A 24973-nucleotide genomic window follows, 5' to 3' on the forward strand; every position below is an offset into this window, starting at 1 on the left:
AGAGGTCGCGCTCCAGGCTGAAGAGTACCATGGCCGACCTGTTCAGTGCCGATGAACCGGAGAAGCCGCCGCCCGGGCGGCCGCTTGCCGACCGCTTGCGCCCGAAGAACCTCGGCGAGGTCGTCGGCCAGGAGCATCTGACCGGGCCCGACGGCGCACTGACGCGGCTGATCAATTCCGGCTCGCTCGGCTCGATGATCTTCTGGGGCCCACCGGGCACCGGCAAGACGACCGTGGCGCGGCTGCTGGCCGGCGAGACCCACCTTGCCTTCGAGCAGATATCGGCGGTGTTTTCCGGTGTCGCCGACCTCAAGAAAGTGTTCGAGGCGGCGAGGTTGCGCCGGGCCAATGGCCGCCAGACGCTGCTCTTCGTAGACGAGATCCATCGCTTCAACCGCGCCCAGCAGGATGGCTTCCTGCCGGTGATGGAAGACGGGACTGTGGTTCTGGTCGGCGCGACCACGGAGAACCCATCCTTCGAACTCAATGCGGCGTTGCTCTCCCGCGCCAGAGTGCTGGTGTTCCGCTCACTCGGAGAGGAGAGCATCGCCAAGCTGCTCGAACGTGCCGAGGAAACCGAGGGCAGGGCGCTCCCGCTCGACGACGAGGCGCGGGCCATGCTCATCCGCATGAGCGACGGCGACGGCCGGGCGTCGCTGACATTGGCCGAGGAAGTCTGGCGCGCCGCCAAGCCCGGCGAAGTCTTCGGTCCGGAAGGCCTTCAGCGCGTGATCCAGCGCCGCGCGCCGATCTACGACAAGGGCCAGGACGGTCACTACAACCTGATCTCGGCGCTGCATAAATCGGTGCGCGGTTCGGACCCTGACGCAGCGCTCTACTATCTCGCGCGCATGTTCGATGCGGGTGAGGACCCGCTCTACCTCGGCCGCCGGCTGGTGCGGATGGCGGTGGAGGATATCGGGCTCGCCGATCCGCAGGCGCTGGTCGTCGCCAACGCCGCCAAGGACGCTTATGATTATCTCGGCTCTCCCGAGGGCGAGTTGGCCTTCGCCGAGGCGGCCGTCTATCTCGCCACGGCGCCGAAATCGAACGCCGTCTACACCGCCTTCAAGGCGGCGACGCGAGCGGCCAAGGAGCATGGGTCGCTGCTGCCGCCCAAACATATCCTCAATGCGCCGACCAAGCTGATGAAAGAGGAGGACTACGGCGCCGGCTACCGCTACGACCATGACGAGCCGGATGCGTTTTCCGGCCAGGACTACTTCCCGGAAAAGATGGGCCGCCACACCTTCTATGATCCGCCGGAGCGCGGTTTCGAGCGCGAGGTCCGGAAGCGGCTGGAATACTGGGCAAAGCTGCGCAAAGAGCGGGAGTAAGCGCCGGGCCTGTTGCAGCGCGGATTGTGCAGGACCACGAAAAATCCTATTAAGGCGCACGGCTGGCGGGGGTCGCCGTTATTTGGCTCGTGCGAACAGGATCGCGCTCCCCGCGAAAGACGATGACAAAGCAGACGGTTAAGACAATTCGCAAGGCTGCGGTCGCGGCCCTCGTTCTTGCGCTCGGCTTCTATTTCATTCCCCTGGTGACGACGGTCTTCATCGTCTGCGGCCTGATCGACGTCATGCGAAACGATCAGAAGAACGCGATGCTGTTCGAGCGCTACTTCCTCGGCAACGGCCTGTTCACCTGGCTGCTTTCGCCGTTCAATCTGGTTGTGGACCTTCTCTGCTACAGAAATCCCGGCGTCTGGACGCTCGATCAGTTTCCGCAAGAGTACCAGCGTGAGATCAACGAGGTGCTGGATGTCTTCAAGGCGCGCAAGGACGAGATCATCGCCGACATCGACGCCAATTTCGGCGGCGGCCGCCGCGGCATGTACGTCTATCAGTGGTATGGCAAGCACAAGATCGACAGCGTCCCCGAGTTCAACAAGGACTTCACATACGTCAAGACCATCGCGGTCTCGGTTTTCAGCGGCCGCGAGTCGACGTCCTGGCATTTCGGACCGCTGCGGCTCAGCCTGCGCCTGCTCTATAATCTGATCCCGGTAAAGGCGGAAATCTTCGTCCAGTGCGGCAGCAGGAAGAACTACTGGCACGACAATCCGCTGTTCATCTTCGACGACACGCTCTTCCACCGCTCGGTCAACGAGTATGACGGACGCCGCTACTGCGTCTTTGTCGACATCGTCCGCCCGTCCCCGTTCCCTGGCCTGATCGCAGGGCTTCTGGCGATTGTCTCGGTCAGCGTCGAGCGCATCAACTCGGTCTTCTACAAGAACTGGAAGATGATTGGCTCAGCCAAGCCGAAGGCGCCGGTCAGCTGAACCAAGCAGAAGCGGCGAGACGCCGGTCTACATCAGCGCCGCGCAATTCGAGGCGTGGAAGCATACCGACTATCGACGTTGTGCCGGGCAGAGGCGGCATGTTCTTGCTCGACACAATGGCCGCGAGAAGCGGTTCCTGACGCGATCCACCGTCTGCGCCGCGCCAGCATGGTGGTCTGGTGGCCAACGCGATTGATTGGGGCAATCGCCGCGCTTTGTTGGGCCTTTGCCTCGCAACAGGCTCGCCTTAGTGCTATGGCGCCGCTTTCAAACGGAAAAGCGAAGTCATGGCAGGTGTTGAACAGATCACGGTGGAGGCCGGCGAGGCGGGCATGCGGCTCGACCGCTGGTTCAAGGTCCACTATCCGGGACTCGGATTCGGCCATCTGCAGAAGCTCCTGCGCTCCGGCCAGGTCCGCGTCGATGGCGGCCGCGTGAAGGCCGATACGCGGGTCGAACCCGGCCAGACCGTGCGCATCCCGCCGCTCGAGGTCGACAAGAAGGGCGATGCCGGGCTCACCGGCCACTCGATCCGCAACCAGGGCGATGCCGACGTGCTCGCCAAGATGCTGCTGCACGAGGATCCGAAAGTCTTCGTCTTCAACAAGCCGGCGGGCCTGGCCGTCCAAGGCGGCTCCGGCGTCACCCGCAATGTCGACGACATGCTGGAGGCCTGGCGCAACCAGAAGGGCGAGAAGCCGCGGCTTGTTCACCGCCTCGACCGCGACACGTCCGGTGTGCTGGTCGTCGCCCGCACCAGGCTGGCTGCGATGAAGCTTTCGGAAGCGTTCCGGGCGCGTGAGACGAAAAAGACCTATTGGGCTCTGGTCAAGGGTGTGCCGCCGAAGCGCGAGGACAAGATCTCGACCTGGCTGGTCAAGGAGGCAACGCCGGACGGCGACCGCGTACGGATCGCCAAGCATGGCGAGAAGGGCGCTGACCACGCCGTCTCCTACTACCGCATCGTCGAGCAGGCGGCGCAGGCGCTGTCCTGGCTGGAGATGGAGCCGTATACGGGTCGCACACATCAGCTTCGCGTCCATGCCGCCCATATCGGTTGCCCGATCATCGGCGACCCTAAATATTTCGAAGCCGACACCAACTGGGAATTCCCGGGCGGCATCCAGAACCGCCTGCATCTCCATGCGCGCCGCATCGTCATTCCGCATCCCGATCAAGGCGCGATCGACATCACCGCGCCAATGCCGCCGCATATGCGCCAGAGCTGGAACCTGCTCGGCTTCGACGAACAAAGCGGGGAGCCCTAGGCAGAGCCTATGGAGGGAAATGCTCTCACCAGTCAGTTGACCGGATGGCTGCCGTTCATGCTGATTTTTGTCGTGTGGCTCGTCTACACCCGCCGGATCGCTGCCAGGCAGGGATCAATGGCCGAGATTGGTCGCGAGAATACCGAGGCCGTCAGGCAGAACACGGAAGCGCTTAAGGCGGTGCTCGCGAAACTGGAAAGCCAATCTGAGAAATGACCACGGCAAGCCAAATGGACCGCCGCGACGCGGTCGACATGGCGGCGGCCGCGATCATGGTCGGGCTGACGCTGTCCTGGGGGCTGAACTACGTCGCCGCCAAGATATCCTATGCCGGTTACGATCCGGTCTTCGTGTCGATCGCACGCTCCATCCTCGGCGGGTTGTGCGTGTTCGGCTGGTGCCGATTACGCGGCATCAAGCTGTTCGAAGCGGACGGGACACTGATCGCAGGGATCGCCGTCGGCGTGCTTTTCGGGGTAGAGTTCCTGTGCCTCTACATCGGGCTGGAATACACGACCGTCGCCCGCAACACCCTGCTCGTCAACACCATGCCGTTCTGGGTACTGATCGGCGGCCACTTCCTGCTTGGCGAGCACATCAACGCGCGCAAGCTTGGCGGGCTGGTTCTTGCCTTCTGTGGGCTACTGGCGGTCTTCTCCGACGGAATTTTCGCCGGCAATCACGCGACACTGATGGGCGATGTGCTCAGTCTCGGCTCGGGCATCCTGTGGGCGCTCACCAGCATCGTCATCAAGCGCTCGAAGCTGGCCGGGACCAGCGCCGAAAAGCTTCTGCTCTATCAACTGGCGGGCGCCGCCGTCGTCGGCGCGCTGGTCCTGCCCTTGGCCGGCCCGCCAATCCGCCAACTTGCCGCATTGCCGACATTGGCGTTGCTGTTCCAGTCTTTCTATGTCGTCGCTTTTACGTATGTTTTGTGGTTCTGGCTGCTGACGCGCTATCCTGCCGCCGGCCTGTCGAGCTTTGCGTTCCTATCGCCGGTGTTCGGCGTGCTGTGCGGAGCGTTGCTGCTGGGCGAACCGCTGACGGTCAGGATCTTCCTCGCGCTCGGTCTGATCGCCGCCGGGTTGATCATCGTCAACCGGCCGTCACGCAAGCAGGTTCCAGCGTAAGGAGTTCGGTATGCGCGACATCCTCAACGACCTCGAAGCGGGAAAGCAGCTTTCCGATCCGGATCCGGTCCGCCGCGCTCAGATCCAGATGAAGACGCCGCTGCCGAAGCGCTTCTACAAGACTGTCTCGGTCGTGCCGGTCGAAAAGGGCTTTGCCGTCCATCTCGACGGCAAATCGGTCCGCACGCCGGGAAAAGCGCCACTGGCGGTGCCCACCGAAAAGGCGGCGGTCCTGGTGGCTGACGAGTTTTCGGCGCAAGGCGACGTCATCGATCCCGTGACGATGCCGGTCATGCGCCTCGTCAACACGGCCCTCGACGGTGTCGCCAGCGACCCGCAGGCGGTTCTGGAGGACGTGCTGCGCTTCGCTTCGTCCGATCTGCTTTGCTACCGCGCCGATGGCCCGCAAGGCCTGGTCGAGCGGCAGAACAGGTTTTGGGATCCCGTCCTCGATTGGGCGAGGAGCAAGCTGGGCGCACGCTTCAATCTTGCCGAGGGCATAATCCATATCGAGCAGCCGCGCGAGACGATTGCCGTCCTTGGCGCGCATCTTGCCCAGCGCACCGAACCGCTGCGGCTGGCCGCCATCCATGTCATGACCTCGCTGACCGGCTCGGCATTGCTGGCGCTCGCCGTCGATTTCGGCGAGCTTGACGGCGAGCAGGCGTGGGCAGCCGCCCATGTCGACGAGGACTGGCAGATCGAGCATTGGGGCCAGGATGCGGAGGCCGTGGCGCGGCGCGCGGCCCGCAAGCGCGACATGATGGCAGCGGTCAGTCTGCTCGAAGCGCTCCAGGCCTGAGCGCAGCGCGCGCAGCCTTCGCATCGCACCTAATACGAAAGTCATAATCCCATCGTCTCGATGCCTTTCGGCGGCGCTTTCTGTCATTTTTTGCCCGTTGGTTGCGTCTGAGTCCGCCTTCCGGAGGAGTTGCGGACCGCGGCGCACAGCTTTCGAGGACAGACGGAATCCCACGGGAGGATAGATCAATGGCAATGGCTTCGACCGCCGGCAGGACAAGCCGCGGCATGACGCGGGAGGAAAAGAAGGTCATCTTCGCCTCTTCGCTCGGCACCGTTTTCGAATGGTACGACTTTTACCTCTACGGCTCGCTGGCCGCCTTCATCGGCACGACCTTCTTCAGCCCGACCATTCCGGAGGCGACGCGCAACATCTTCGCGCTGCTGGCCTTTGCCGCCGGTTTCCTCGTCCGTCCCTTCGGCGCGCTGGTGTTCGGCCGTATCGGCGACCTTGTCGGCCGCAAATACACCTTCCTGGTCACCATGACCATCATGGGCCTGTCGACGTTCCTGGTCGGCCTGCTGCCGGGATATGCCAGCTTGGGCATTGCCGCACCGGTGATCCTGATCGGGTTGCGCATGCTGCAGGGCCTGGCGCTCGGCGGCGAATATGGCGGCGCCGCGACCTATGTCGCCGAGCACGCTCCGGACGATCGCCGCGGCTATTACACCTCCTGGATCCAGACGACGGCGACGCTCGGCCTGTTCCTGTCGCTGATCGTGATCCTGATCGTGCAGGGGTCAATGAGCAAGGAAACCTACTCTTCCTGGGGCTGGCGCATTCCGTTCATCGTTTCCTTCCTGCTGCTCGCCATCTCGATCTGGATCCGGCTGTCGCTCTCGGAGTCGCCGACCTTCCAGCGCATGAAGGAGGAGGGCAAGGGCTCCAAGGCGCCGCTGTCGGAAGCCTTCGGCCAGTGGAAGAACGCCAAGATCGCCCTTCTGGCGCTGCTCGGCCTCACCGCCGGCCAGGCCGTGATCTGGTACAACGGGCAATTCTACGCGCTGTTCTTCCTGCAGAACGTGCTCAAGGTCGATCCGCAGTCGGTCAACATCATGATCGCGATCGCGCTTGCCGTCGGCTCGATCTTCTTCGTCGTGTTCGGCTGGCTGTCCGACAAGATCGGCCGCAAGCCGATCATCATGGCCGGCCTCGCATTGGGAATCGTCTGCACCTTCCCGCTGTTCAAGGCACTGACCTGGGCCGCCAATCCGGCTTTGGCCACCGCCCAGCAGAACACGCGCGCGACGGTGACGGCGGCTCCCGGCGACTGCCGGTTCCAGTTCAACCCGGTCGGTACGGCGAAGTTCACCACCTCCTGCGATATCGCGACCTCGTTCCTGACGAAGAACTCGGTGCCTTATGACGTGGTGACGACGGCCGCGCCCGGAACGGCGGCCACGGTCAAGATCGGCAACGAGACGGTCGAGTCCTACGACGCCATCGCTGCCGGAGACCAGGCCAAGGCCAAGGAGGCGACCTTCCAGAAGGCCGTCAACATGTCGCTGCGGGATGGTGGCTACCCGCTGAAGCGCGCCGCGGCCAAGGTGCCGGACCAGAAGCTTGACGCCTTCATCGCGGCCAATCCGGAACTGAAGCTCGATGCCGCAACGATCCGCGGCGGCGAGAAGACGACGGTTCCCGCCGACAAGGCCGTTGCCGACAAGCTGCTGACCAAGGACGAGGCGGCGGGCGCGCCCGAGATCACCGTCTACAACATTCCAGGTGGCGGGCCCTTCGCCATGACCGCCGATCCGGCCGCCGTCAACTGGCCGATGACGATTGGCATCCTGTTCATCCTGGTGGTGTTCGTGACCATGGTCTATGGTCCGATCGCGGCGATCCTGGTCGAGATGTTCCCGACCCGCATCCGCTACACCGGCATGTCGCTGCCTTATCATATCGGCAATGGCTGGTTCGGCGGCCTGTTGCCGGCGACGGTGTTTGCGCTGAGCGCCTATAAGGGCGACATCTACTACGGCCTCTGGTACCCGGTGGTCATCGCGGCAATGTCGCTCATCATCGGCATGATCTTCGTTAGGGATACGCTCGGCACCAACTTGCACGCCAAGGAATAGCCGCCCGAATCTTCCGCAATGAAAAGCCCGGCGCGAGCGATCGCGCCGGGCTCTTTCGTATCGAAAATCGAAAAAGCGTGTCAGCTCTTGCGCTGCTGGTTCTCTTCCTCGATCGCCGCCTCATGGTACCAGCTGTCGAAATCGGCCTGCGTAGTGCGCAGCGAGGCAAGTTCTGCCGCGAATTTCGCCTTTGCGCCTAAATTTGAGGCAGGTGCTCGTCGTGCAAGCCGGAACGTCAGAATCTTTGCCGAGGGACGCGACGTGATGACTTCCATGGCGGCCTCCTTCCGTCTCCAGGATCGGAGCGATTCAACTTTCTACAACATAGATTCTGCGAGTCCTTTAGGCAATATGCCTACAAAAATCTCAGCATTTGCCTAGGATTTGTGCAAACCGCACTTCTGATTGATCTCGGCGCATCGCCTGGTCGGCTCATCGGATTCAGGACGATGTCGCGACCATTTTGCCGCACCCATTGACCGGGGAGTGGCATACGAATTGCTTTTTGACGATCGGCAGGTCGGGTCGGTCCGGCCATGCGTCGACGCCGCCGTGGCGCGCGGTGTCCCAGCAACGAGAGGCACAGGAATGACCAAGTACAAGCTCGAGTACATCTGGCTCGACGGCTATACCCCGACCCCCAATCTTCGCGGCAAGACCCAGATCAAGGAATTTGCCGAGTTCCCGACGCTCGAGCAGCTGCCGCTGTGGGGTTTCGACGGCTCCTCCACCAACCAAGCCGAAGGCCGCAGCTCCGACTGCGTGCTGAAGCCGGTGGCGCTCTACCCGGATCCGGCCCGCACCAACGGCGTGCTCGTCATGTGCGAGGTCATGATGCCCGATGGCGTGACGCCGCATGAGTCGAACAGCCGTGCGACCATCCTCGACGACGAGGACGCCTGGTTCGGCTTCGAGCAGGAGTATTTCTTCTACAAGGACGGCCGCCCGCTCGGCTTCCCGGAGAGCGGATATCCGGCGCCGCAGGGCCCTTACTATACCGGCGTCGGCTACAAGAATGTCGGTGACGTCGCGCGCCAGATCGTCGAGGAGCATCTCGACCTCTGCCTCGCCGCCGGCATCAACCACGAAGGCATCAATGCCGAGGTTGCCAAGGGGCAGTGGGAATTCCAGATCTTCGGCAAGGGTTCCAAGAGAGCCGCCGACCAGATCTGGATGGCCCGCTATCTGCTGCTGCGTCTGACCGAGAAATACGGCATCGACATCGAGTTCCACTGCAAGCCGCTTGGTGACACCGACTGGAACGGCTCGGGCATGCACTGCAACTTCTCGACCAAGTACATGCGTGAAGTGGGCGGCAAGGCCTATTTCGAGGCGCTGATGGCGCAGTTCGAAAAGAACCTGATGGATCACATTGCCGTCTACGGTCCGGACAATGACAAGCGCCTGACCGGCAAGCACGAGACCGCGCCGTGGAACAAGTTCAGCTACGGCGTCGCCGATCGCGGCGCCTCGATCCGCGTTCCGCATTCCTTCATAAAGAACGACTACAAGGGCTATCTGGAAGACCGCCGCCCGAACTCGCAGGGGTGCCCGTACCAGATCGCCTCCCAGGTGCTGAAGACGATCTCACAGGTCCCGACCGACGCGTCGGTCTCGGCCGCCGCCTGATTTCTTGCGGCGCGGAGCTATCAGTTCCGCGCCTGTCGAACTTGCCAAGGAGCCTCGGCGGAAACGTCGGGGCTTCTTGCTGTTTGAGCTCTGGTGAATGAGCTGCCCATGAAAAAACCCCGGCTCTCGCCGGGGTTCTGGTTGGCGCCAATACGGGTCTGGGGACATCAGACGGAGTAGTACATGTCGTACTCGACCGGGTGCGGGGTCATCTCGAAGCGCATGACCTCGGTCATCTTCAGCTCGATGTAGGAGTCGATCTGATCGTCGTCGAAGACGCCGCCCGCCTTCAGGAAGCCGCGGTCCTTGTCGAGGCTCTGCAGCGCCTCGCGCAGGGAACCGCAGACGGTCGGGATCTTCTTCAACTCCTTGGGCGGCAGATCGTAGAGATCCTTGTCCATCGGCTGTCCGGGATGGATCTTGTTCTTGATGCCGTCGAGGCCGGCCATCAGCATGGCGGCGAAGCCGAGATACGGGTTCGCGCCCGGGTCGGGGAAGCGGACCTCGACGCGCTTCGACTTCGGCGACGAGCCGAACGGAATGCGGCAGGAGGCCGAGCGGTTGCGCGCCGAATAGGCGAGCAACACCGGCGCTTCGTAGCCCGGCACCAGGCGCTTGTAGGAGTTGGTCAGCGGGTTGGTGAAGGCGTTGATCGCCTTGGCATGCTTGATGATGCCGCCGATATAGTAGAGGCAGCTTTCCGACAGGCCGGCATATTCGTTGCCGGCGAAGGTCGGCTTGCCGCCCTTCCAGATCGACTGGTGGACATGCATGCCCGAGCCGTTGTCGCCGAAGACGGGCTTCGGCATGAAGGTGGCCGTCTTGCCATAGGCATTGGCGACCTGGTGCACGACATACTTGTAGATCAGCATCTTGTCGGCGTTGCGCACCAGCGTGTCGAACTTGATGCCGAGCTCGTGCTGGGCGGCGGCGACCTCATGGTGGTGCTTTTCGACGCGCACGCCCATCTCGGCCAGAACGGTCAGCATTTCCGAGCGCATGTCCTGGCAGGAATCGATCGGCGGCACAGGGAAATAGCCGCCCTTGATGCGCGGACGATGGCCGAGGTTGCCGGTCTCGTAGTCGGTATCGTCGTTCGAGGGCAGCTCGGTGGAGTCCAGCCGGAAGCCGGTATTGTAGGGATCGGACTTGTACTTGACGTCGTCGAACACGAAGAACTCGGCCTCCGGGCCGACATAGATGGTGTCGCCGATGCCTTCCGACTTCATGTAGGCCTCGGCCTTCTTGGCGGTGCCGCGCGGGTCGCGGTTGTAGGCCTCGCCGGAAACCGGATCGAGGATATCGCACAGGATGACCATGGTCGACTGGGCGAAGAATGGGTCCATGTGGACCGTCTCCGGATCCGGCATCAGCACCATGTCGGACTCGTTGATCGCCTTCCAGCCCGCGATCGAGGAACCGTCGAACATGACGCCGTCGGCAAACATGTCTTCCTCGACCTCGACGACATCCATGGTCACATGCTGCAGCTTGCCGCGCGGATCGGTGAAGCGCAGATCGACGAACTTCACGTCGTTGTCCTTGATCTGCTTCATGATGTCTTTGGCTGTCGTCATGTCATGTATCCCTGTGTGATGACGTTTTTTGATGATGACGTTGCAGAATGGTGGGTGTCAGACGGCATCCATGCCGGTCTCGCCGGTGCGAATGCGAACGACTTCCTCGATGTTGGACACGAAGATCTTGCCGTCGCCGATGCGGCCGGTCTGCGCCGCCTTGCGGATCGCCTCGATGGCGCCTTCGACGGCGTCGTCGCCGAGCACCACTTCGATCTTCACCTTGGGCAGGAAATCGACGACATATTCGGCGCCGCGATAGAGTTCGGTATGGCCCTTCTGGCGGCCGAAGCCCTTAGCCTCGGTGACGGTGATGCCCTGCAGTCCGGCCTCCTGAAGCGCTTCCTTCACTTCGTCGAGCTTGAATGGCTTGATGATCGCTTCGATCTTTTTCATGTAAAAAGTGGCCTCCACTGCCAAAAAGACGGGTTGTGTGCCCCGCTTGCGCCTCCATCAAGCACGAACTGTGCCAAATTCCGGAGATTGGAAGCGGTATCGGGCGATTTACACGCCATGCTGCACCCGAACACAAATTCGCGTCGTCCGCTGCGTCGGAAGCGTCATGAACGCCCAAAGCGTATACATCGTCCCTCCATCCTTCTGCGTAAAAATTGGGCAGACAGCGCAACCCGCGATCAGATTCCCCTCCGGCGCCACCGTTTCAGGTGAGTATTGGGTCGCCGATGTTTGCTTCGAACAGCAAATCGGACAATGCTCGATAGGATGAAGATCGGCAATCCCATGAGCAATGAACTTCTTTCGCCGGCAGAGATGGCAGAGGCCGACCGGCTGGCGATCAGCGAAGGTCCGCTCGATGGCTATGGGTTGATGCGGCGCGCCGGTGAGGCGGTGGCGGCGGTGGTGCTGGAGCGCTACCCGGCAGCGACGCGGGTGCACGTGCTGTGCGGCCCCGGCAACAATGGCGGCGACGGCTATGTCGTGGCGCGGTTGCTGGCCGAGTCCGGCGTCGATGTCGCTTTGTGGGTATCCGGCGAACCGCGGGCAGGCAGCGACGCCGCAATCGCAGCGGCGGATTGCGCTCTGGAGCGGCGTCCGTTGTCGGCTTTCGCGGCGGAACCGGGTTCGGTGGTGGTCGACGCGCTTTATGGCGCAGGCCTGTCGAAGCCATTGTCGGGCGAGGCCAAGCGCGCCGTCGATATCGCGAAGGGATTGCCGGTCGTGGCCGTCGACCTGCCCTCGGGTGTCTCGGGCGAAAGCGGCGCCATCCTCGGCGCGGCTTTTCGGGCCGATGTCACCGTCACTTTCGCACGCAAGAAGCCCGGACATCTCCTATTGCCCGGACGCGAGCAATGCGGCGAGATCGTACTCGCCGACATCGGCATCGATGACAGGATCATCGCTCAGGTCGCGCCGCGAACCTTCGAGAACACACCAGCCGTCTGGCGCAGGCATATGCCGGTTCCGGCAATCGATGCGCACAAATACGAGCGAGGTCATGTCGGCATCTGTTCCGGCGGACCTTCGGCAACCGGCGCGGCTCGCCTGTCGGCGCTTGGTGCGGCAAGGAGCGGGGCAGGGGCGGTGACGGTGCTGTCTCCCGGCAACTCCATGCAGGTGAATGCCGCTCATCTCACTTCGATCATGCTGCGCAAGGCCGATACGGTCGATGAGATCGGCACGTTCGTCAGGGAAAGACGTCCCTCGGCCTTCGTGCTCGGCCCAGGGTTCGGGATTGGCGAAAAGGCGCGCGAATTTGCCCTGGCGCTGCTCAACACGAGAGAACCTGCAGCGATCGAAGGCCTTGTGCTCGACGCCGACGGCATCACTTCATTCCGCGATGCCCCGACCGGTCTGTTCGAAGCCGCTCGAGGTCCGAATGCGCCGGCGTTGGTGATGACCCCGCATGAGGGCGAGTTCGCCAGGCTGTTTCCTGACATCATGGCGGACAAGGCTTTGTCCAAGCTGGGCAAGGCGCGCGCGGCCGCGCAGCGCGCCGGTGCCGCGATCGTCTGCAAGGGCGCCGATACGGTGATCGCGTCGCCGGAAGGCTGGGCCGCGATCAATTGCAACGGCGCGCCCTGGCTTGCCACTGCCGGCTCAGGCGACGTGCTGGCAGGGGTCATCGCCGGGTTCCTGGCGCAAGGCACGCCAGCCTTCGAGGCGGCCTGCGCCGCGGTCTGGGTCCATGCCGAGGCGGGCAGCCGTTTCGGCCCGGGACTGATCGCCGAGGATCTGCCTCTGGCGCTGGTGCCGGTGCTGCGCGAGCTTGTCGGATACGCGGCTGCCGGATGAAGCTCGTTTTTCCTCTGATCGGCGCCATCGCCGCCGCGGTGCTCGCAGCGCTTCCGGCCTCGGCAGAAGGCCGTCCGGTGACCATCGTCGATGATCCACGCATTCTCGCCACGCTCGATGCCAAGGGGTTCGGCTTCGCCGGCATCTTCGGCTTGGATGGGAAGGACGACCTCAAGACCCTCTATGACAATGCGCCGGCCTACCACGCCATCGTCGAGACCGTGGCCGCCGACGTCGCGGCGCTCCGCGCCGACATGAAGGCCGGCGGCCGGCCGCTCTACGAAGTGACCGACGGCAACGTCGGTCGCATCATGGACATGCGCTGGCTGAAGACCGATGCGGCGCGCTTCCGGCTGGTCGGCGTCGTCAACCGGATCGACCGCCGCGACTTTGGCGGACTTTCCAACGAAGCAGGTTGCGGCGAGGTGCGGTTCATCTATCGCCTTGCCTACAGCTTCAAGAAGAACGGCAAGGTTCTGGCCTCCCGCCTGCCGTTCAACTTCAGCGCCGTCTACCGTGCCGCTACGGATGCCGATGGCGGCTGCACCGGGGTTGCCGGGCGCTGGATGCCGCAACTCGACGAGAGCGTCGATGCCGGCTGGCTGACCGGCGGACCACTGGACAAGGCGAGCCTCTCCTTCAAGCAGCTCGAACTCAACGCCCAGGTGGTGCGCTTTCCATCCGGCCAGGAGACCGAATTCGGCGGCCAGGCCGCCTATCTGATGCGCATTTTCGGTATCGACGGCACGGCAGTCACCGAGGAGCCGTTGGAAAACACGCCGGATCCCACACGGCTTTCGGAGGACGACGCACTCAAGGCCCGGCTCGCCGACTATGTCCGCGCCAATGCAGCTGCGATCGATCTTGGCGTCTACGAAATCCCCGAGGAATTCCTGGCGAAAAAGGTCATCTCCTGGTCGACCTTCGGCAGCGCGAGGCTGGCCAACCACCCGTTCACGCCGCTGTTCAAGCCCGAGGATTTCGCCGGGTTGGACTATTCGAAGCTGGCCCTGGCGCGCACGCCGGAAGCCCTGGTCGAGCGGCTGGACAACGGCGCCTGCCAGGGGTGCCATCAGGCCGGCTCGACCGCCGGGTTCCATTTCATCGGACTCGACGACAGCACGACCTCGCCACTCAACCGCATCCAAGTCGGCATCTCGCCGCATCTCCATGCCGAGATTCCCCGGCGCGAGGCGTGGCTGGCGGCGACGATCCAGGGCAGGGAGCCTAACCGGTTCCGGCCGCTGTCCTTTGCGCCGGCCGCTGCCTGGACGGACGACGGCACGATCGACTACGCCTCTGCCGAGATGGCCATGCCATGCCTGATGCCGGAAGACGCTGTCCGCTTCGGCAGAACCTGGCAATGCGAAGGCGGCACGGTCTGCACGCCGATCGCAACTGCCTCGGGGGTGCGCACCAAACTCGCGCAATGCCTGCTGCCCAAGAATAGCACCGCGATGTTTTCCGGGCACCCGTGCCTGACCGGCTCGATCCACAGCAATCAGTCGCAGCCGTTCAACGACCGCTACATGATCACCGGCCAGTTCGCAGCCTTCTCACCGGGCATTTCACGCACGGACTACACCTGCCGCCCGCCCAAGATCGGCGTGCCGGCTGGCTTCGCTTATCGCGGCTGCGACGAAAAGGATCGTGCGTTCACCGGCTTCAAGGCCGGCAAGCCGATGCCCCGCGAAGTCTGCGGCCTGGTCGGTGGCAAGAAGTTCGATATCTGCGTAGCGACCAACAATTTCGACCAGTGCCTCGGCGGGGCTGTCAATCGCGGCAACCGCCCTGCATGCTCGGCCGAGCATTTCTGCCGCGAGGACTACATGTGCCAGGCGCTGCCACCAGACACGCCGGGAGCCGCCAAGGTAAAGGGCATCGGCTTCTGCTCGCCGACCTACTTCCTCTTCCAGATGCGCATCGACAACCACGCCACGCCCTGGGCGACTGCCGCCCGCGCCAGCGTGGGCGCAGGGTTTGGAGCGGTTGCGGACGAGTAGGCGGCTTGTTCGGCGATGATCCGCCGAGTGATGACGACAAAATCGCCGGTCGCCGCAAAGCTGGCAACGAGATCGGATTCAATGGTGAGCCCCGTTTGCTTGGAAGGCGCGGGCTCACAGCGGGATATTGTCGTGCTTCTTCCAGGGGTTCTGCATGTCTTTGTTGCGCAGCATGCGCAAGGCTCTGGCGATGCGCCGGCGGGTGGAGTGAGGCATGATCACTTCGTCGACATAGCCACGCTCCGCCGCGACGAATGGCGACAGGAAGCGGTCCTCGTAAGCCTTCGTGTGGGCAGCGATCTTTTCCGCGTTGCCGATATCCTTGCGATAGATGATCTCGACCGCGCCCCGCGCGCCCATCACCGCGATCTGCGCCGTCGGCCAGGCATAGTTCATGTCGCCGCGCAGATGCTTTGAGGCCATCACGTCATAAGCGCCGCCATAGGCCTTGCGGGTGATGACGGTGATCTTCGGCACGGTCGCCTCGGCATAGGCAAAGAGCAGCTTGGCGCCATGCTTGATCAATCCGCCATATTCCTGCGCAGTGCCGGGCAGAAAGCCCGGAACGTCGACAAAGGTGACGATCGGGATCGAGAAGCAGTCGCAGAAACGCACGAAGCGCGCCGCCTTGCGGCTGGCGTCGGAATCCAGCACGCCGGCAAGCACCATCGGCTGATTGGCGACGAAGCCCACCGTGCGGCCCTCGACACGGCCGAAACCGGTGACGATGTTCTTGGCGAAATTCTGCTGGATCTCGAAGAAGTCGCCTTCGTCGGCGACCTTGAGGATCAGTTCCTTGATGTCGTAGGGCTTGGTGGCGTTGTCCGGGATCAGGCGGTCAAGCGACAGATCGTGGTCCGTCACCGATTGGTAGCACTCGATCTCGGGGATCTCGGCGGTGTTCGAGGCCGGCAGCAGATCGACCAGCCGGCGCATCTGCAGCAGCGCCTCGACATCGTTGTCGTAGGCGCCGTCGGCGATGGAGGACCTGGTCGTGTGCACGGACGCACCGCCGAGGCTTTCGGCCGTCACCGTCTCGTTGGTAACCGTCTTCACCACATCCGGCCCGGTGACGAACATGTAGGAGGTGTCGCGCACCATGAAGATGAAGTCGGTCATGGCCGGCGAGTACACGTCGCCGCCCGCGCAAGGTCCCATGATCAGCGAGATCTGCGGGATGACCCCGGAGGCCAGCACATTGCGCTGGAAGATTTCGGCGTAGCCGCCGAGCGCGGCCACACCTTCCTGAATGCGGGCGCCGCCGGCATCGTATAGGCCGATGATCGGGGCGCGGTTGCGCAGGGCCATTTCCTGCACCTTGACCACCTTCTCGGCATGCGCCTCCGACAGCGAGCCGCCGAATACGGTGAAATCCTTCGCGAAGAGATAGACGGGACGCCCATTGACCGTGCCCCAGCCGGTCACGACGCCATCGCCCGCGATCTTGGTCTTCTCCATGCCGAAGTCGGTCGACCGGTGCTCAACATACATGTCGAATTCCTCGAACGACCCTTCGTCGAGGAAGACCTCGATGCGTTCGCGGGCTGTGAGTTTGCCCTTCTTGTGCTGGGCCTCGATCTTCTCCTTGCCACCGCCCATGCGGGCGATCTCGCGGCGGCGCTCGAGTTCCTTCAGCACGTCTTTCATCGCCGGGCCCCAAATGCGAATAGTCGGTTTGTGGTAATCGCGAGGGAAGGGGAGCGCAAGCGCTCCGATCGTCCTTGTTTTGCTGCACTGCAGCATCGGCCCCTTGCATTTCGGAGCGGACTCGGCCATATGGGCGGCATAGGCGCTTGGGCCGGAACTTGTCCGGCTTTCTCCATGCATGAGACTGGTTGCGTCTGTTTTCCCTCTTCCGGCAAGTCGGCCCTGTGTCCGGCAGTCGATAAGGTGGCGAAAAAGCCCCGGGGCATGACGTCCGCGGGCACGACAGCGCAGCCGCGCGGACAGCTCGTCCGCCGCCTTGTCGTTTCCTGATAATTTTTCGACGGCAGGTTGCGCCCTGCCGCCATTGCTGTTTTGCGGCCCAGAGCCGCGTGAAAGAAGAGTATTTTGACCAACGAACATCAAGCGGAACAGAACGGTTTCGCTACCCTTGGAATCACCGGCGCGCTGCTCAAGGCCGCCAATGCCGCTGGCTTCACCGAGCCGAAGCCAATCCAGGTGCAGGCGATCCCGCCGCAGCTGGAAGGCCGTGACATATTCGGCATCGCCCAGACCGGTTCGGGCAAGACGGCCGCCTTTGCGCTGCCGATCCTGTCGAAGATCATCGGGCTGGGCACCAAGCGCAGGCCGAAAACGACGCGCGCGCTGATCCTGGCGCCGACGCGCGAGCTCGCCGTACAGATCGAGGACACGATCAAGCTGCTCGCCAAAGGCGCGCATATCTCGACAGCGCTCGTGCTCGGCGGCGTCTCCCGCTATAGCCAGGTGAAGAAGATCGCGCCCGGCGTCGACGTGCTGATTGCCACGCCCGGCAGGCTCACCGACCTGGTACGCGAGGGCGACCTCATCCTTGCCGATACCAAATGGCTGGTGCTCGACGAGGGCGACCGCATGCTCGACATGGGCTTCATCAACGACGTCAAGCGCATTGCCAAGGCGACTGCGCCGGACCGCCAGACCGCGCTGTTCTCGGCCACCATGCCGGACGAGATCGCCGAACTCGCCAAGGGCCTGCTGAAGAACCCGGTCCGCATCGAGGTCGCGCCGCAAAGCACGGCGGCTGCCGAAATCGTGCAGAGCGTGGTGCTTGCCCGCACCAAGCAGAAGCGCCAGGTGCTGTCCAAGATGCTGGCAGACGAGGCGATGCGTTCGGTGATCGTGTTCTCGCGCACCAAGCACGGTGCCGACCGCGTCACCAAGGACCTTGCCCGTGATGGATTCAACGCCGCCGTCATCCACGGCAACAAGTCGCAGAACGCGCGCCAGAAGGCGCTCAACGATTTCCGCGACGGCTCGGTACGTATCCTGGTGGCGACCGACATCGCGGCCCGCGGCATCGACGTGCCCGGCATCAGCCATGTCGTGAATTTCGACCTGCCGGACGAGGCGGAAAGCTATGTCCACCGTATCGGCCGCACGGGCCGCAACGGCAGGGACGGCATTGCCATCACGCTTTGCGATCCGTCGGAGAACGGCAAGCTGAAGCAGGTCGAGCGCATCATCCGCATGCGGCTGCCGGTGATGGCCGATCATCTCGGCAACCCCGACCCGCAAGGCGACCCCAAGGAAAAGAGTGAGCGCCATTTCGAGCCGGCCAACGATCGCGAGCATCATGGCGCCCGCCGCGACGGCCGGCGCCCGAACACCGGCAACGGCTTCGGCAAGAAGCGCTTCGGTGGCAAGCCGACAGGCGAAAGGGCATTTTCGGGCAAGCCAGGCGGCGAGCGCGCCGTTGCGGCCAAGCCGAATGTCGAGCGCAAGCCGGAGGGCGCCAAGCGTTTCAAGGGCAACAACAAGCGCCGCTTTGGCGGCAAGCGACCAGCGAACAGGGCCGCTTAGACAGCGGCCGTAGACTTGCTACGCAGTGCGGCTAAAAAGGAGCGGCCGAAGCGATGCTTCGGCCGCTCCTTTGTTTGGGATACCCGGCGCTACTCCGTCAGTGCCTTCACCCACACCACGATGCGCTCGGCAAGGACCGCCGTGGTCGATGGCGACAGCGCGTCGCCGGCGATGACATGATCGTCGGGATCGTCCGTATCATCGACCGGCACCAGTTCGTGCGGAGCGCCCCAGCGCCCCGCGATCTCGCGTGTGCGATCGGGCCGCACCACCTTGTCCGAATCGGAAAAGATGAACAGGGCAGGGACGGTCGCCTTGTCCACCGGCGCGCGGTAGGCGAGTTCGGTCAAGGCAGCCATGGCCGGCGCCGCGCTCATCGGATAGCGGTAGGTCCAGAATCTGGCGTTGAGCGCGTTGCGGGGCACAAAGCTGTGTTCCTTTCCGCCGACGAGTTCGGCGATCTGTCTGCCCCAGGGTTTGGTCAGCAGCTCGGCGCCGGAGGCTTTGACGCCGAAGTTCGGCGAGATGAACGCGATCGCAGCGACGCCCTCGGAGGCGCGCGGCTGTGTTGCGGCCCAGGCCGCCAGTGAGCCTCCAGTCGAAGTGGCGATGACGATCACCTTGTCCCCGATCGCCCTGCCGATGGCGAGCGCTTCCTCGTAATCGTTGATCCAGGCGTTGACGCTGCCTTCGGCCATTGCGGCGCCGTCCTGACCATGGCCGGCCAGGCGCGTGTAAGAGATTGGCATCGAGCTGCTCAGCGACATCATCGGGCAGCGGGCGGACCTCGCCCTTCGAGGCCGAGAAGCCATGGATATAGACGATCGACAGTTTGGTCTTGGCGCGAACCAGCGGATTGGCCCAGATGATCTCCTTCTCCAGTCCGTCGCGGATCCTGGGCACAGCGGCTTCCTCGCGCGCCAGATAGGCCTGCGGGTCGTCGCCGATCACGGACGGATCGAAGCGAATGATGGTATCGACAGGCACACGAGGTCCGAGAAAGAAGCCGGAGCCAAGAATGACGGCGAGCCCAAGCACCGCAAGCATCACTCGTCGCCTCATGTCCACCCCGTCCACCCATCGCCATGCCTGTCCGGGCCGACGCCGTTTTGCCGCTCTATGCCGCCTGATCCGATGACGGCTTTCTTCGGCTCGGCGGCTTGCGATCGTAAAACAACGGCCGTGCATTCCAGCTCGTCGTCAGGCCGATGACCCAGCGACCGATCGGCCGCGGCAGCAGGCCCAGCAATTTGAGCGGCCAGCTTATGTGGTAGGGGAAGGTGACTTCGAAGCCGCCTTTGCATATGCCGCGCAGCATGCGGCGCGACGCTCGGTGCACGGGCATGAGTCCCGGCATCGGCAGCATGTTCTTTTCCGTCAGCGGCGTGTCCACGAATGCCGGGTTCATCACCTGGACGCGAATGTTCATCTTGTCGAAATCATATTTCAGCGACTCCGCCAGGATGTTGATTGCCGCCTTGGTGCCGCCGTAAGCCGCGGTGGTCGGCCAGCCGGAATAGGCAGTCACGGATCCGACAAGAACGACATGGCCGCGCCCGCGACCGCGCATGCACCCGACCGCGGGCACGAGACCATTGACGATGCCGAAGTAGTTGACGGCAAAGGAGCGCTGGAAATCGCGCACGACGAGGTTTTCGCCGGGCGTGGCGATATAGTTGCCGGCATTGAAGACGGCGAGCACGATCGGCCCCATCTGCTTCTCGATCGCCGCAACCGTCCGTGCCATGCCTTGCTCGTCGGTGACGTCGCAGGGAAAGGACTTCACATGGCCGGCCATCTGCGCCGTTTCGACCAGCAACGTATCGACAGGATCGTCCGGCAACGCCGTTACCGCGACTGCGTAACCTTGATTGGCGAGATCCTTGGCCAAGGAGCGGCCCAGTCCGCTGCTGCCGCCCGTGACCCAGGCGACACCGTCCTTAGGGTTGGCCCGGTAGAGTGTCATGCGAAGTCCTGCGAATATTTCGGTAGTGCTCTAGCGGCGAAGAAATAGAATGAAAAGAGCGCTTCTGGCCGCATTGCTGAAATGCATGAGAGAATGGCAGGAGCGGTCAACAAGCGTTGCAGTGCTTGGAATGCGACTGGACCAGGCAAAATCTTGCCTTGAAACCGCAGCTTCGGGTTTCTAGGGTCTCGCCGCGGCCAAACAAGGAATCCTCGATGCCCCGTTCTGTGATCGACGCGATCGGCAATACGCCCCTGATCCGGCTCAACAAGGCCTCGGAAGCGACCGGATGCGAGATCCTGGGCAAAGCCGAGTTCATGAATCCTGGACAATCGGTCAAGGATCGGGCCGGCCTTTTCATCATCCGCGATGCCGAGCAGCGCGGCTTGCTCAGGCCCGGCGGCGTCATCGTCGAAGGGACTGCCGGCAACACCGGCATCGGGCTGACGCTCGTCGCAAAGGCGCTCGGCTACCGCACCGTGATCGTCATTCCCGATACCCAGAGCCAGGAGAAGAAGGACACGATCAAGCTTCTGGGCGCCGAACTGATCGAGGTGCCGGCCGTGCCCTACAAAAACCCCAACAACTACGTGAAGCTGTCGGGCCGGCTCGCCCAGCAAATGGCGTTATCGGAGCCGAACGGAGCGATCTGGGCGAACCAGTTCGACAACGTCGCCAACCGCGACGGCCATATCCGCACCACGGCGGAGGAGATCTGGGCCCAGACCGGCGGCAAGGTCGATGGCTTCGTGTCGGCGGTCGGCTCGGGCGGAACACTCGCCGGCGTCGCGATCGGGCTGAAGAGCAAGAGCAGGCAAGTCAAGATCGCGCTCGCCGATCCGCTGGGCGCCGCCCTCTACAGTTTTTACACCAGCGGCGAATTGAAGGCCGAGGGCAGCTCGATCACCGAAGGCATCGGCCAGGGCCGCATCACCGCCAACCTCGAAGGTTTCACGCCGGACTTCTCTTTCCAGATCCCGGACGAAGAGGCGCTGCCGATCGTCTTCGACCTGATCCAGGAGGAGGGGCTCTGCGTCGGCGGCTCGACCGGCATCAACATCGCCGGCGCGATCAGGCTGGCGCGCGAGCTTGGAGCCGGCCACACCATCGTGACAATCCTGGCGGACTACGGCACGCGCTACCAGTCGAAGCTGTTCAATCCAGAGTTCCTGCGCGGCAAGAACCTGCCGGTGCCGGACTGGATGGAAGAGAAAGCCGACATCCCGGTGCCGTTCGAAAAGGTGGCGTAATGGCGCAGCGGACCGAAGCGCTGTTCCGGGACGATGCCTATCTGAGGACGGCGGAGGCGCAGGTCGTCGCCATCAATGATCGCGGCGGCATCCTTCTCGACCGGTCGATCTTCTATGCCACATCGGGCGGACAGCCCGGCGATACCGGCGTGTTCGAACGCGCCGACGGCAATCGCATCGCGATCGCTGCCACCATAACCGGCGAGACCAAGGATGAGATCATCCATGTGCCCGCGCCTGAGCAGGTGCTGCCTGCACTTGGTGAAAAGCTGAGACTGGCCGTCGACTGGGAACGGCGGCATCTTTTGATGCGCATGCATTCCGCCTGTCATCTGCTTACCGTGGTGTGCCCGTTTCCGATAACCGGGGCCGCCGTCGCCGAGGATGACAGCCGCGTCGACTTCGATATTCCCGATGCCGGCTTCAGCAAGGAGGATGTGACCGCGCAACTGATGGAACTGGTGCGCTCCGACCATCCCATCTTCACGCGCCTGATCACCGATGAGGAACTGGCGGCGAATCCGGGTCTGGTCAAATCAAAGAACGTGCGGCCGCCGGTCGGGATCGGCAAGATCCGCCTGGTTTGCATCGGCGACAATGCCTCGATCGACAGCCAGCCATGCGGCGGCACCCATGTGAAGAGCACCGGCGAGGTCGGCGAGATTCACATCGGCAAGATCGAGAAGAAGGGTCGCGAGAACCGGCGCTTCCGCATCCGCTTCGGGCCGATGCCAGCGAACTGACGACGAAACGGGCGAATAGCGAGAGGCGGAAGGGAGCATAACATGGCTGAGGATAGTCCTTTCATCGTCGACGCGGACTGGCTCGAGAAGCGGCTGGGCGAGCCTGGGCTCACCATCATCGATGCGTCCTGGTACCTGCCGGCGCAGAACCGCAACGCGCGCGCCGAATATGACGCCGCTCACATTCCCGGCGCCCGCTTCCTGGACCAGGACGACATCTCGGACCCGGATTCCAAGTTGCCGCATACGCTGGCCTCGCCCCAATATTTCGCGCAATATGTCGGGTCCATGGGCGTTTCCGCCGACGACACCATCGTGATCTATGACGGACCGGGCCTGTTTTCGGCGCCACGCGCCTGGTGGATGTTCAGGGTCATGGGCGTCTTCCAGGTCTATATCCTGAACGGCGGTTTCGACCGCTGGAAGGCGGAAGGGCGGCCGGTGACGGCGGAGCAGACCCGAATAGCGCCCTGCATCTTCCACGCCGATTTCGATGCCGGCCGCGTCGTCAGCCTGGCCGAGATGCGCAAGATCGTCGACGGCCGCGAAAGCCAGATCGCCGATGCCCGCTCGGCCGGCCGTTTCGCCGGCACCGAGCCCGAACCGCGCGCCGGAATCCGTTCCGGCCACATGCCGGGCGCGCGCAATATCCCTGTTGGGTCGCTATCCGAAAATGGCGAAATGCTGCCCCGGGCCCGCTTGCGCAAGCTGATCGAGGACGCCGGCATCGATCTGTCGAAACCGGTCGTCACGTCATGCGGGTCGGGCATCACCGCCGCGGCGATCACGCTGGCGCTTGAGACGCTCGGCCATACGGACAACAAGCTCTATGATGGCGCGTGGACCGAATGGGGTGGCCTGAGCGATACGCCCGTGGTGACGGGCAAGGAATGACCAGGATGGAAACCGGCTCGCTGAAGGATATCGAGGTCACGGTCACATTCCTTGAAATGCATGTGCCGCCGGCGGCGTCGCCGCCGCTACCGTACAACCGCCAGATCGCGCTGCTGAAGACCAGGGAAATCCCGCTGCATTTCTACCGCTACCTGATGGATCGCGTCGGGCGCAAATGGCATTGGGTCAATGTGCTGCGGCTAAGCGACGAGGAGCTGGCAGCCGGGCTGCATCGCGAGGATCGGGACATCAGGGTGCTCTATCTCGACGGGTCTCCAGCCGGCTTCTTCGACCTCAAGCCGCATCTACCGGAGGAGGTGGAACTCGCCTATTTCGGAATGATGGAACACGCGCACGGCCAAGGCATCGGGCGATGGTTCCTGGGTGCGGCAATTTCCGCCGCTTGGGCGTATGGGCCGAAGCGAGTGACGGTGCAGACTTGCACGCTTGACCATCCGGCGGCGCTGCCCCTTTACCAGAAGCTCGGCTTTCAGCCGGTGGCGCAGAAGAAGGAAGTCGTGCATCCGCTGACCTTTGCCGAGCGCTCGGCAAGCGTGATGAGACCTTAGCAATTCTTAAACTCGCCGCTCATCGGCGGCCGCTTCGAATATTTCCTGCCAGCACAGGATTTTCCAATCCGCATCAGGGCCCGGTTTCGACGAGACCGGGCCTTTCCTGTTGGCAAGAATCGGGTGGGACGCGCCGCTACCGCGGCGTAGCTTGCGGTCATCGTCTCCGGAGATTAGCCATGAGCATCCAGTTCAAAGCCCTGCCGACCGAAGCCGTGCGCAGCCTGCAACGGGGAGGGCCAGACGCCTATGGCCTCGCGCCGGAACGAAGGATTTCCGACGGCGACGGCGTGCCATGCCGGCATTGCCTGAAGAACGTTGCCGCGGGCGAGCGCTACCTCATTCTCGCCTATCGGCCATTCCCCCGGCTTCAGCCTTACGCCGAGACCGGGCCGATCTTCTTGCATGCGCACGAATGCGAAGCTGCTGCGGAAGTGGATGCGCTGCCGGAAATGCTCGAAAGCAGCGACTACATCGTGCGAGGCTACGGCAGGGACGACCGCATCGTCTACGGCAGTGGCGGAGTCGGCCCGACCAGCGACATTGCGGCACGCTCCGAGAGGTTGTTCGAGCGCGACGACATCGCCTACATCCATGTCCGCTCGGCGCGCAACAATTGCTACCAATGCCGCATCGATCGGGCATGAGGGCCGGAAAAAAAGAAGCCCGCCGATGGTCTGGCGGGCCGTTGGGAAGAAGTCTGTGACAGAAGCCGTCGGCAATAGCCGCTAGAGCCGGATGATTTCAGGTCGAATCGACCGGAAATCTGAATCCGGCTCTAAATCAAGGAGATAGAGCATGATGTCGCCCGAAAACCGCCTCACACTTTTCGGCATCATGCTCTAGCAGTCCGGTGTTGTCCGGCATTGCGAAGCGGCTGAAGCCGTCAGGGAGCCGCATCACTCTGAGCATGGCTTTCAGGTGCCGAATGTGAAGTATTTCACACACGGGCTCTTCCTGTTTGCCTGGCGCTGTGGGAGCTGACCAAAGACGAACCTGTCGTATTCCTGTCGTACAATC

The 24973-nt window shown here is 63.2% G+C and carries 21 protein-coding genes and 2 pseudogenes; 17 read left to right on the forward strand and 6 right to left on the reverse strand.

Going from position 1 to position 24973, the window contains the following annotated elements:
* Positions 1-29: 29 nt before the first annotated feature.
* The 8 genes and pseudogenes from EN818_RS02295 to EN818_RS02330 all read left to right on the forward strand — a co-directional run bounded on the left by EN818_RS02295 (position 30) and on the right by EN818_RS02330 (position 7565).
* Positions 30-1337, forward strand: a complete 1308-nt coding sequence (locus tag EN818_RS02295; protein WP_095807471.1) for a replication-associated recombination protein A — start codon at positions 30-32, stop codon at positions 1335-1337.
* 122 nt (positions 1338-1459) lie between these two features.
* The gene (locus EN818_RS02300) at positions 1460-2287 is read left to right on the forward strand and encodes an aspartyl/asparaginyl beta-hydroxylase domain-containing protein (RefSeq protein ID WP_095807470.1); all 828 of its coding nucleotides are present in this window, start codon (positions 1460-1462) and stop codon (positions 2285-2287) included.
* A 16-nt stretch (positions 2288-2303) separates the two neighbouring features.
* Positions 2304-2483: pseudogene (locus EN818_RS33475) on the forward strand (DUF779 domain-containing protein); the annotation flags it as partial.
* 91 nt (positions 2484-2574) lie between these two features.
* On the forward strand, positions 2575-3555 hold the full coding sequence (locus EN818_RS02310; protein ID WP_095807469.1) for an RluA family pseudouridine synthase: 981 nt from the start codon (positions 2575-2577) through the stop codon (positions 3553-3555).
* Positions 3556-3564: 9 nt separating this feature from the next.
* Positions 3565-3771: a hypothetical protein gene (locus EN818_RS02315; RefSeq protein ID WP_095807468.1), complete on the forward strand. Its 207-nt coding sequence runs from the start codon at positions 3565-3567 to the stop codon at positions 3769-3771.
* Positions 3768-4685, forward strand: a complete 918-nt coding sequence (locus EN818_RS02320) for a DMT family transporter (RefSeq protein WP_095807467.1) — start codon at positions 3768-3770, stop codon at positions 4683-4685. Before EN818_RS02315 ends, EN818_RS02320 begins: the two co-directional genes overlap by 4 nt.
* Positions 4686-4695: 10 nt before the next feature.
* Complete coding sequence (locus tag EN818_RS02325) at positions 4696-5487, forward strand: ATP12 family chaperone protein (RefSeq protein ID WP_095807466.1); 792 nt, start codon at positions 4696-4698, stop codon at positions 5485-5487.
* Between the two features lie 188 nt (positions 5488-5675).
* A complete protein-coding gene (locus tag EN818_RS02330) occupies positions 5676-7565 on the forward strand; it encodes an MFS transporter (protein ID WP_095807465.1) in 1890 nt (629 codons plus the stop codon).
* A gap of 80 nt (positions 7566-7645) precedes the next feature.
* Here EN818_RS02330 and EN818_RS02335 read toward each other — a convergent pair whose 3' ends face one another.
* Positions 7646-7840 carry a DUF2735 domain-containing protein gene (locus EN818_RS02335; RefSeq protein ID WP_095807464.1) on the reverse strand — a complete coding sequence of 65 codons (195 nt, stop codon included), beginning with the start codon at positions 7838-7840 and terminating at the stop codon, positions 7646-7648.
* Between the two features lie 313 nt (positions 7841-8153).
* On the opposite strand from EN818_RS02335, the gene EN818_RS02340 reads away from it, so the two are divergent.
* Positions 8154-9194 carry a glutamine synthetase beta-grasp domain-containing protein gene (locus EN818_RS02340; RefSeq protein WP_095807510.1) on the forward strand — a complete coding sequence of 347 codons (1041 nt, stop codon included), beginning with the start codon at positions 8154-8156 and terminating at the stop codon, positions 9192-9194.
* 167 nt (positions 9195-9361) lie between these two features.
* Here EN818_RS02340 and glnA read toward each other — a convergent pair whose 3' ends face one another.
* Both glnA and EN818_RS02350 read right to left on the reverse strand, forming a co-directional pair.
* Complete coding sequence (gene glnA, locus EN818_RS02345) at positions 9362-10771, reverse strand: type I glutamate--ammonia ligase (protein ID WP_095807463.1); 1410 nt, start codon at positions 10769-10771, stop codon at positions 9362-9364.
* 57 nt (positions 10772-10828) lie between these two features.
* Positions 10829-11167, reverse strand: a complete 339-nt coding sequence (locus EN818_RS02350) for a P-II family nitrogen regulator (protein ID WP_006205430.1) — start codon at positions 11165-11167, stop codon at positions 10829-10831.
* Between the two features lie 345 nt (positions 11168-11512).
* Between EN818_RS02350 and EN818_RS02355 the strand changes: the two genes are divergently transcribed.
* A complete protein-coding gene (locus tag EN818_RS02355) occupies positions 11513-13024 on the forward strand; it encodes an NAD(P)H-hydrate dehydratase (protein WP_129552755.1) in 1512 nt (503 codons plus the stop codon).
* Entirely contained in the window at positions 13021-15027 is a 2007-nt protein-coding gene (locus EN818_RS02360) for a hypothetical protein (protein ID WP_129552756.1), read from the forward strand. Before EN818_RS02355 ends, EN818_RS02360 begins: the two co-directional genes overlap by 4 nt.
* Positions 15028-15141: 114 nt before the next feature.
* Here the strand turns inward: EN818_RS02360 and EN818_RS02365 are convergent, their stop codons facing one another.
* Positions 15142-16674 carry an acyl-CoA carboxylase subunit beta gene (locus EN818_RS02365; RefSeq protein WP_095807461.1) on the reverse strand — a complete coding sequence of 511 codons (1533 nt, stop codon included), beginning with the start codon at positions 16672-16674 and terminating at the stop codon, positions 15142-15144.
* A 405-nt stretch (positions 16675-17079) separates the two neighbouring features.
* Between EN818_RS02365 and EN818_RS02370 the strand changes: the two genes are divergently transcribed.
* Complete coding sequence (locus tag EN818_RS02370; RefSeq protein WP_135903941.1) at positions 17080-18531, forward strand: DEAD/DEAH box helicase; 1452 nt, start codon at positions 17080-17082, stop codon at positions 18529-18531.
* Positions 18532-18620: 89 nt separating this feature from the next.
* Here the strand turns inward: EN818_RS02370 and EN818_RS02375 are convergent.
* Positions 18621-19593, reverse strand: a pseudogene (locus EN818_RS02375) (alpha/beta fold hydrolase).
* Between the two features lie 55 nt (positions 19594-19648).
* A complete protein-coding gene (locus EN818_RS02380) occupies positions 19649-20497 on the reverse strand; it encodes an SDR family oxidoreductase (RefSeq protein ID WP_095807458.1) in 849 nt (282 codons plus the stop codon).
* Positions 20498-20712: 215 nt separating this feature from the next.
* Here EN818_RS02380 and EN818_RS02385 point away from each other — a divergent pair, with 215 nt between their 5' ends.
* From EN818_RS02385 to EN818_RS02405, 5 genes are all read left to right on the forward strand, one after another.
* On the forward strand, positions 20713-21747 hold the full coding sequence (locus EN818_RS02385; protein WP_095807457.1) for a cysteine synthase A: 1035 nt from the start codon (positions 20713-20715) through the stop codon (positions 21745-21747).
* Positions 21747-22490 (forward strand): alanyl-tRNA editing protein, encoded by a 744-nt coding sequence (locus tag EN818_RS02390; RefSeq protein ID WP_095807456.1) that lies wholly within the window; start codon positions 21747-21749, stop codon positions 22488-22490. Before EN818_RS02385 ends, EN818_RS02390 begins: the two co-directional genes overlap by 1 nt.
* A gap of 42 nt (positions 22491-22532) precedes the next feature.
* Entirely contained in the window at positions 22533-23384 is an 852-nt protein-coding gene (gene sseA, locus EN818_RS02395; protein ID WP_095807455.1) for a 3-mercaptopyruvate sulfurtransferase, read from the forward strand.
* 5 nt (positions 23385-23389) lie between these two features.
* On the forward strand, positions 23390-23953 hold the full coding sequence (locus tag EN818_RS02400) for a GNAT family N-acetyltransferase (protein WP_095807508.1): 564 nt from the start codon (positions 23390-23392) through the stop codon (positions 23951-23953).
* A 179-nt stretch (positions 23954-24132) separates the two neighbouring features.
* The gene (locus tag EN818_RS02405) at positions 24133-24600 is read left to right on the forward strand and encodes a DUF1203 domain-containing protein (protein WP_095807454.1); all 468 of its coding nucleotides are present in this window, start codon (positions 24133-24135) and stop codon (positions 24598-24600) included.
* Positions 24601-24973: the final 373 nt, after the last annotated feature.

Source organism: Mesorhizobium sp. M3A.F.Ca.ET.175.01.1.1, assembly GCF_004791945.1.
GTDB lineage: Bacteria > Pseudomonadota > Alphaproteobacteria > Rhizobiales > Rhizobiaceae > Mesorhizobium.

What these genes read in the sequence shown, in the direction of transcription:
- EN818_RS02295 (WP_095807471.1), top strand. Translation starts at nt 30, where the DNA reads ATGGCCGACCTGTTCAGTGCCGATGAACCGGAGAAGCCGCCGCCCGGG.
- EN818_RS02300 (WP_095807470.1), top strand. Translation starts at nt 1,460, where the DNA reads ATGACAAAGCAGACGGTTAAGACAATTCGCAAGGCTGCGGTCGCGGCC.
- EN818_RS02310 (WP_095807469.1), top strand. Translation starts at nt 2,575, where the DNA reads ATGGCAGGTGTTGAACAGATCACGGTGGAGGCCGGCGAGGCGGGCATG.
- EN818_RS02315 (WP_095807468.1), top strand. Translation starts at nt 3,565, where the DNA reads ATGGAGGGAAATGCTCTCACCAGTCAGTTGACCGGATGGCTGCCGTTC.
- EN818_RS02320 (WP_095807467.1), top strand. Translation starts at nt 3,768, where the DNA reads ATGACCACGGCAAGCCAAATGGACCGCCGCGACGCGGTCGACATGGCG.
- EN818_RS02325 (WP_095807466.1), top strand. Translation starts at nt 4,696, where the DNA reads ATGCGCGACATCCTCAACGACCTCGAAGCGGGAAAGCAGCTTTCCGAT.
- EN818_RS02330 (WP_095807465.1), top strand. Translation starts at nt 5,676, where the DNA reads ATGGCAATGGCTTCGACCGCCGGCAGGACAAGCCGCGGCATGACGCGG.
- EN818_RS02335 (WP_095807464.1), bottom strand. Translation starts at nt 7,840, where the DNA reads ATGGAAGTCATCACGTCGCGTCCCTCGGCAAAGATTCTGACGTTCCGG.
- EN818_RS02340 (WP_095807510.1), top strand. Translation starts at nt 8,154, where the DNA reads ATGACCAAGTACAAGCTCGAGTACATCTGGCTCGACGGCTATACCCCG.
- glnA (WP_095807463.1), bottom strand. Translation starts at nt 10,771, where the DNA reads ATGACGACAGCCAAAGACATCATGAAGCAGATCAAGGACAACGACGTG.
- EN818_RS02350 (WP_006205430.1), bottom strand. Translation starts at nt 11,167, where the DNA reads ATGAAAAAGATCGAAGCGATCATCAAGCCATTCAAGCTCGACGAAGTG.
- EN818_RS02355 (WP_129552755.1), top strand. Translation starts at nt 11,513, where the DNA reads ATGAGCAATGAACTTCTTTCGCCGGCAGAGATGGCAGAGGCCGACCGG.
- EN818_RS02360 (WP_129552756.1), top strand. Translation starts at nt 13,021, where the DNA reads ATGAAGCTCGTTTTTCCTCTGATCGGCGCCATCGCCGCCGCGGTGCTC.
- EN818_RS02365 (WP_095807461.1), bottom strand. Translation starts at nt 16,674, where the DNA reads ATGAAAGACGTGCTGAAGGAACTCGAGCGCCGCCGCGAGATCGCCCGC.
- EN818_RS02380 (WP_095807458.1), bottom strand. Translation starts at nt 20,497, where the DNA reads ATGACACTCTACCGGGCCAACCCTAAGGACGGTGTCGCCTGGGTCACG.
- EN818_RS02385 (WP_095807457.1), top strand. Translation starts at nt 20,713, where the DNA reads ATGCCCCGTTCTGTGATCGACGCGATCGGCAATACGCCCCTGATCCGG.
- EN818_RS02390 (WP_095807456.1), top strand. Translation starts at nt 21,747, where the DNA reads ATGGCGCAGCGGACCGAAGCGCTGTTCCGGGACGATGCCTATCTGAGG.
- sseA (WP_095807455.1), top strand. Translation starts at nt 22,533, where the DNA reads ATGGCTGAGGATAGTCCTTTCATCGTCGACGCGGACTGGCTCGAGAAG.
- EN818_RS02400 (WP_095807508.1), top strand. Translation starts at nt 23,390, where the DNA reads ATGGAAACCGGCTCGCTGAAGGATATCGAGGTCACGGTCACATTCCTT.
- EN818_RS02405 (WP_095807454.1), top strand. Translation starts at nt 24,133, where the DNA reads ATGAGCATCCAGTTCAAAGCCCTGCCGACCGAAGCCGTGCGCAGCCTG.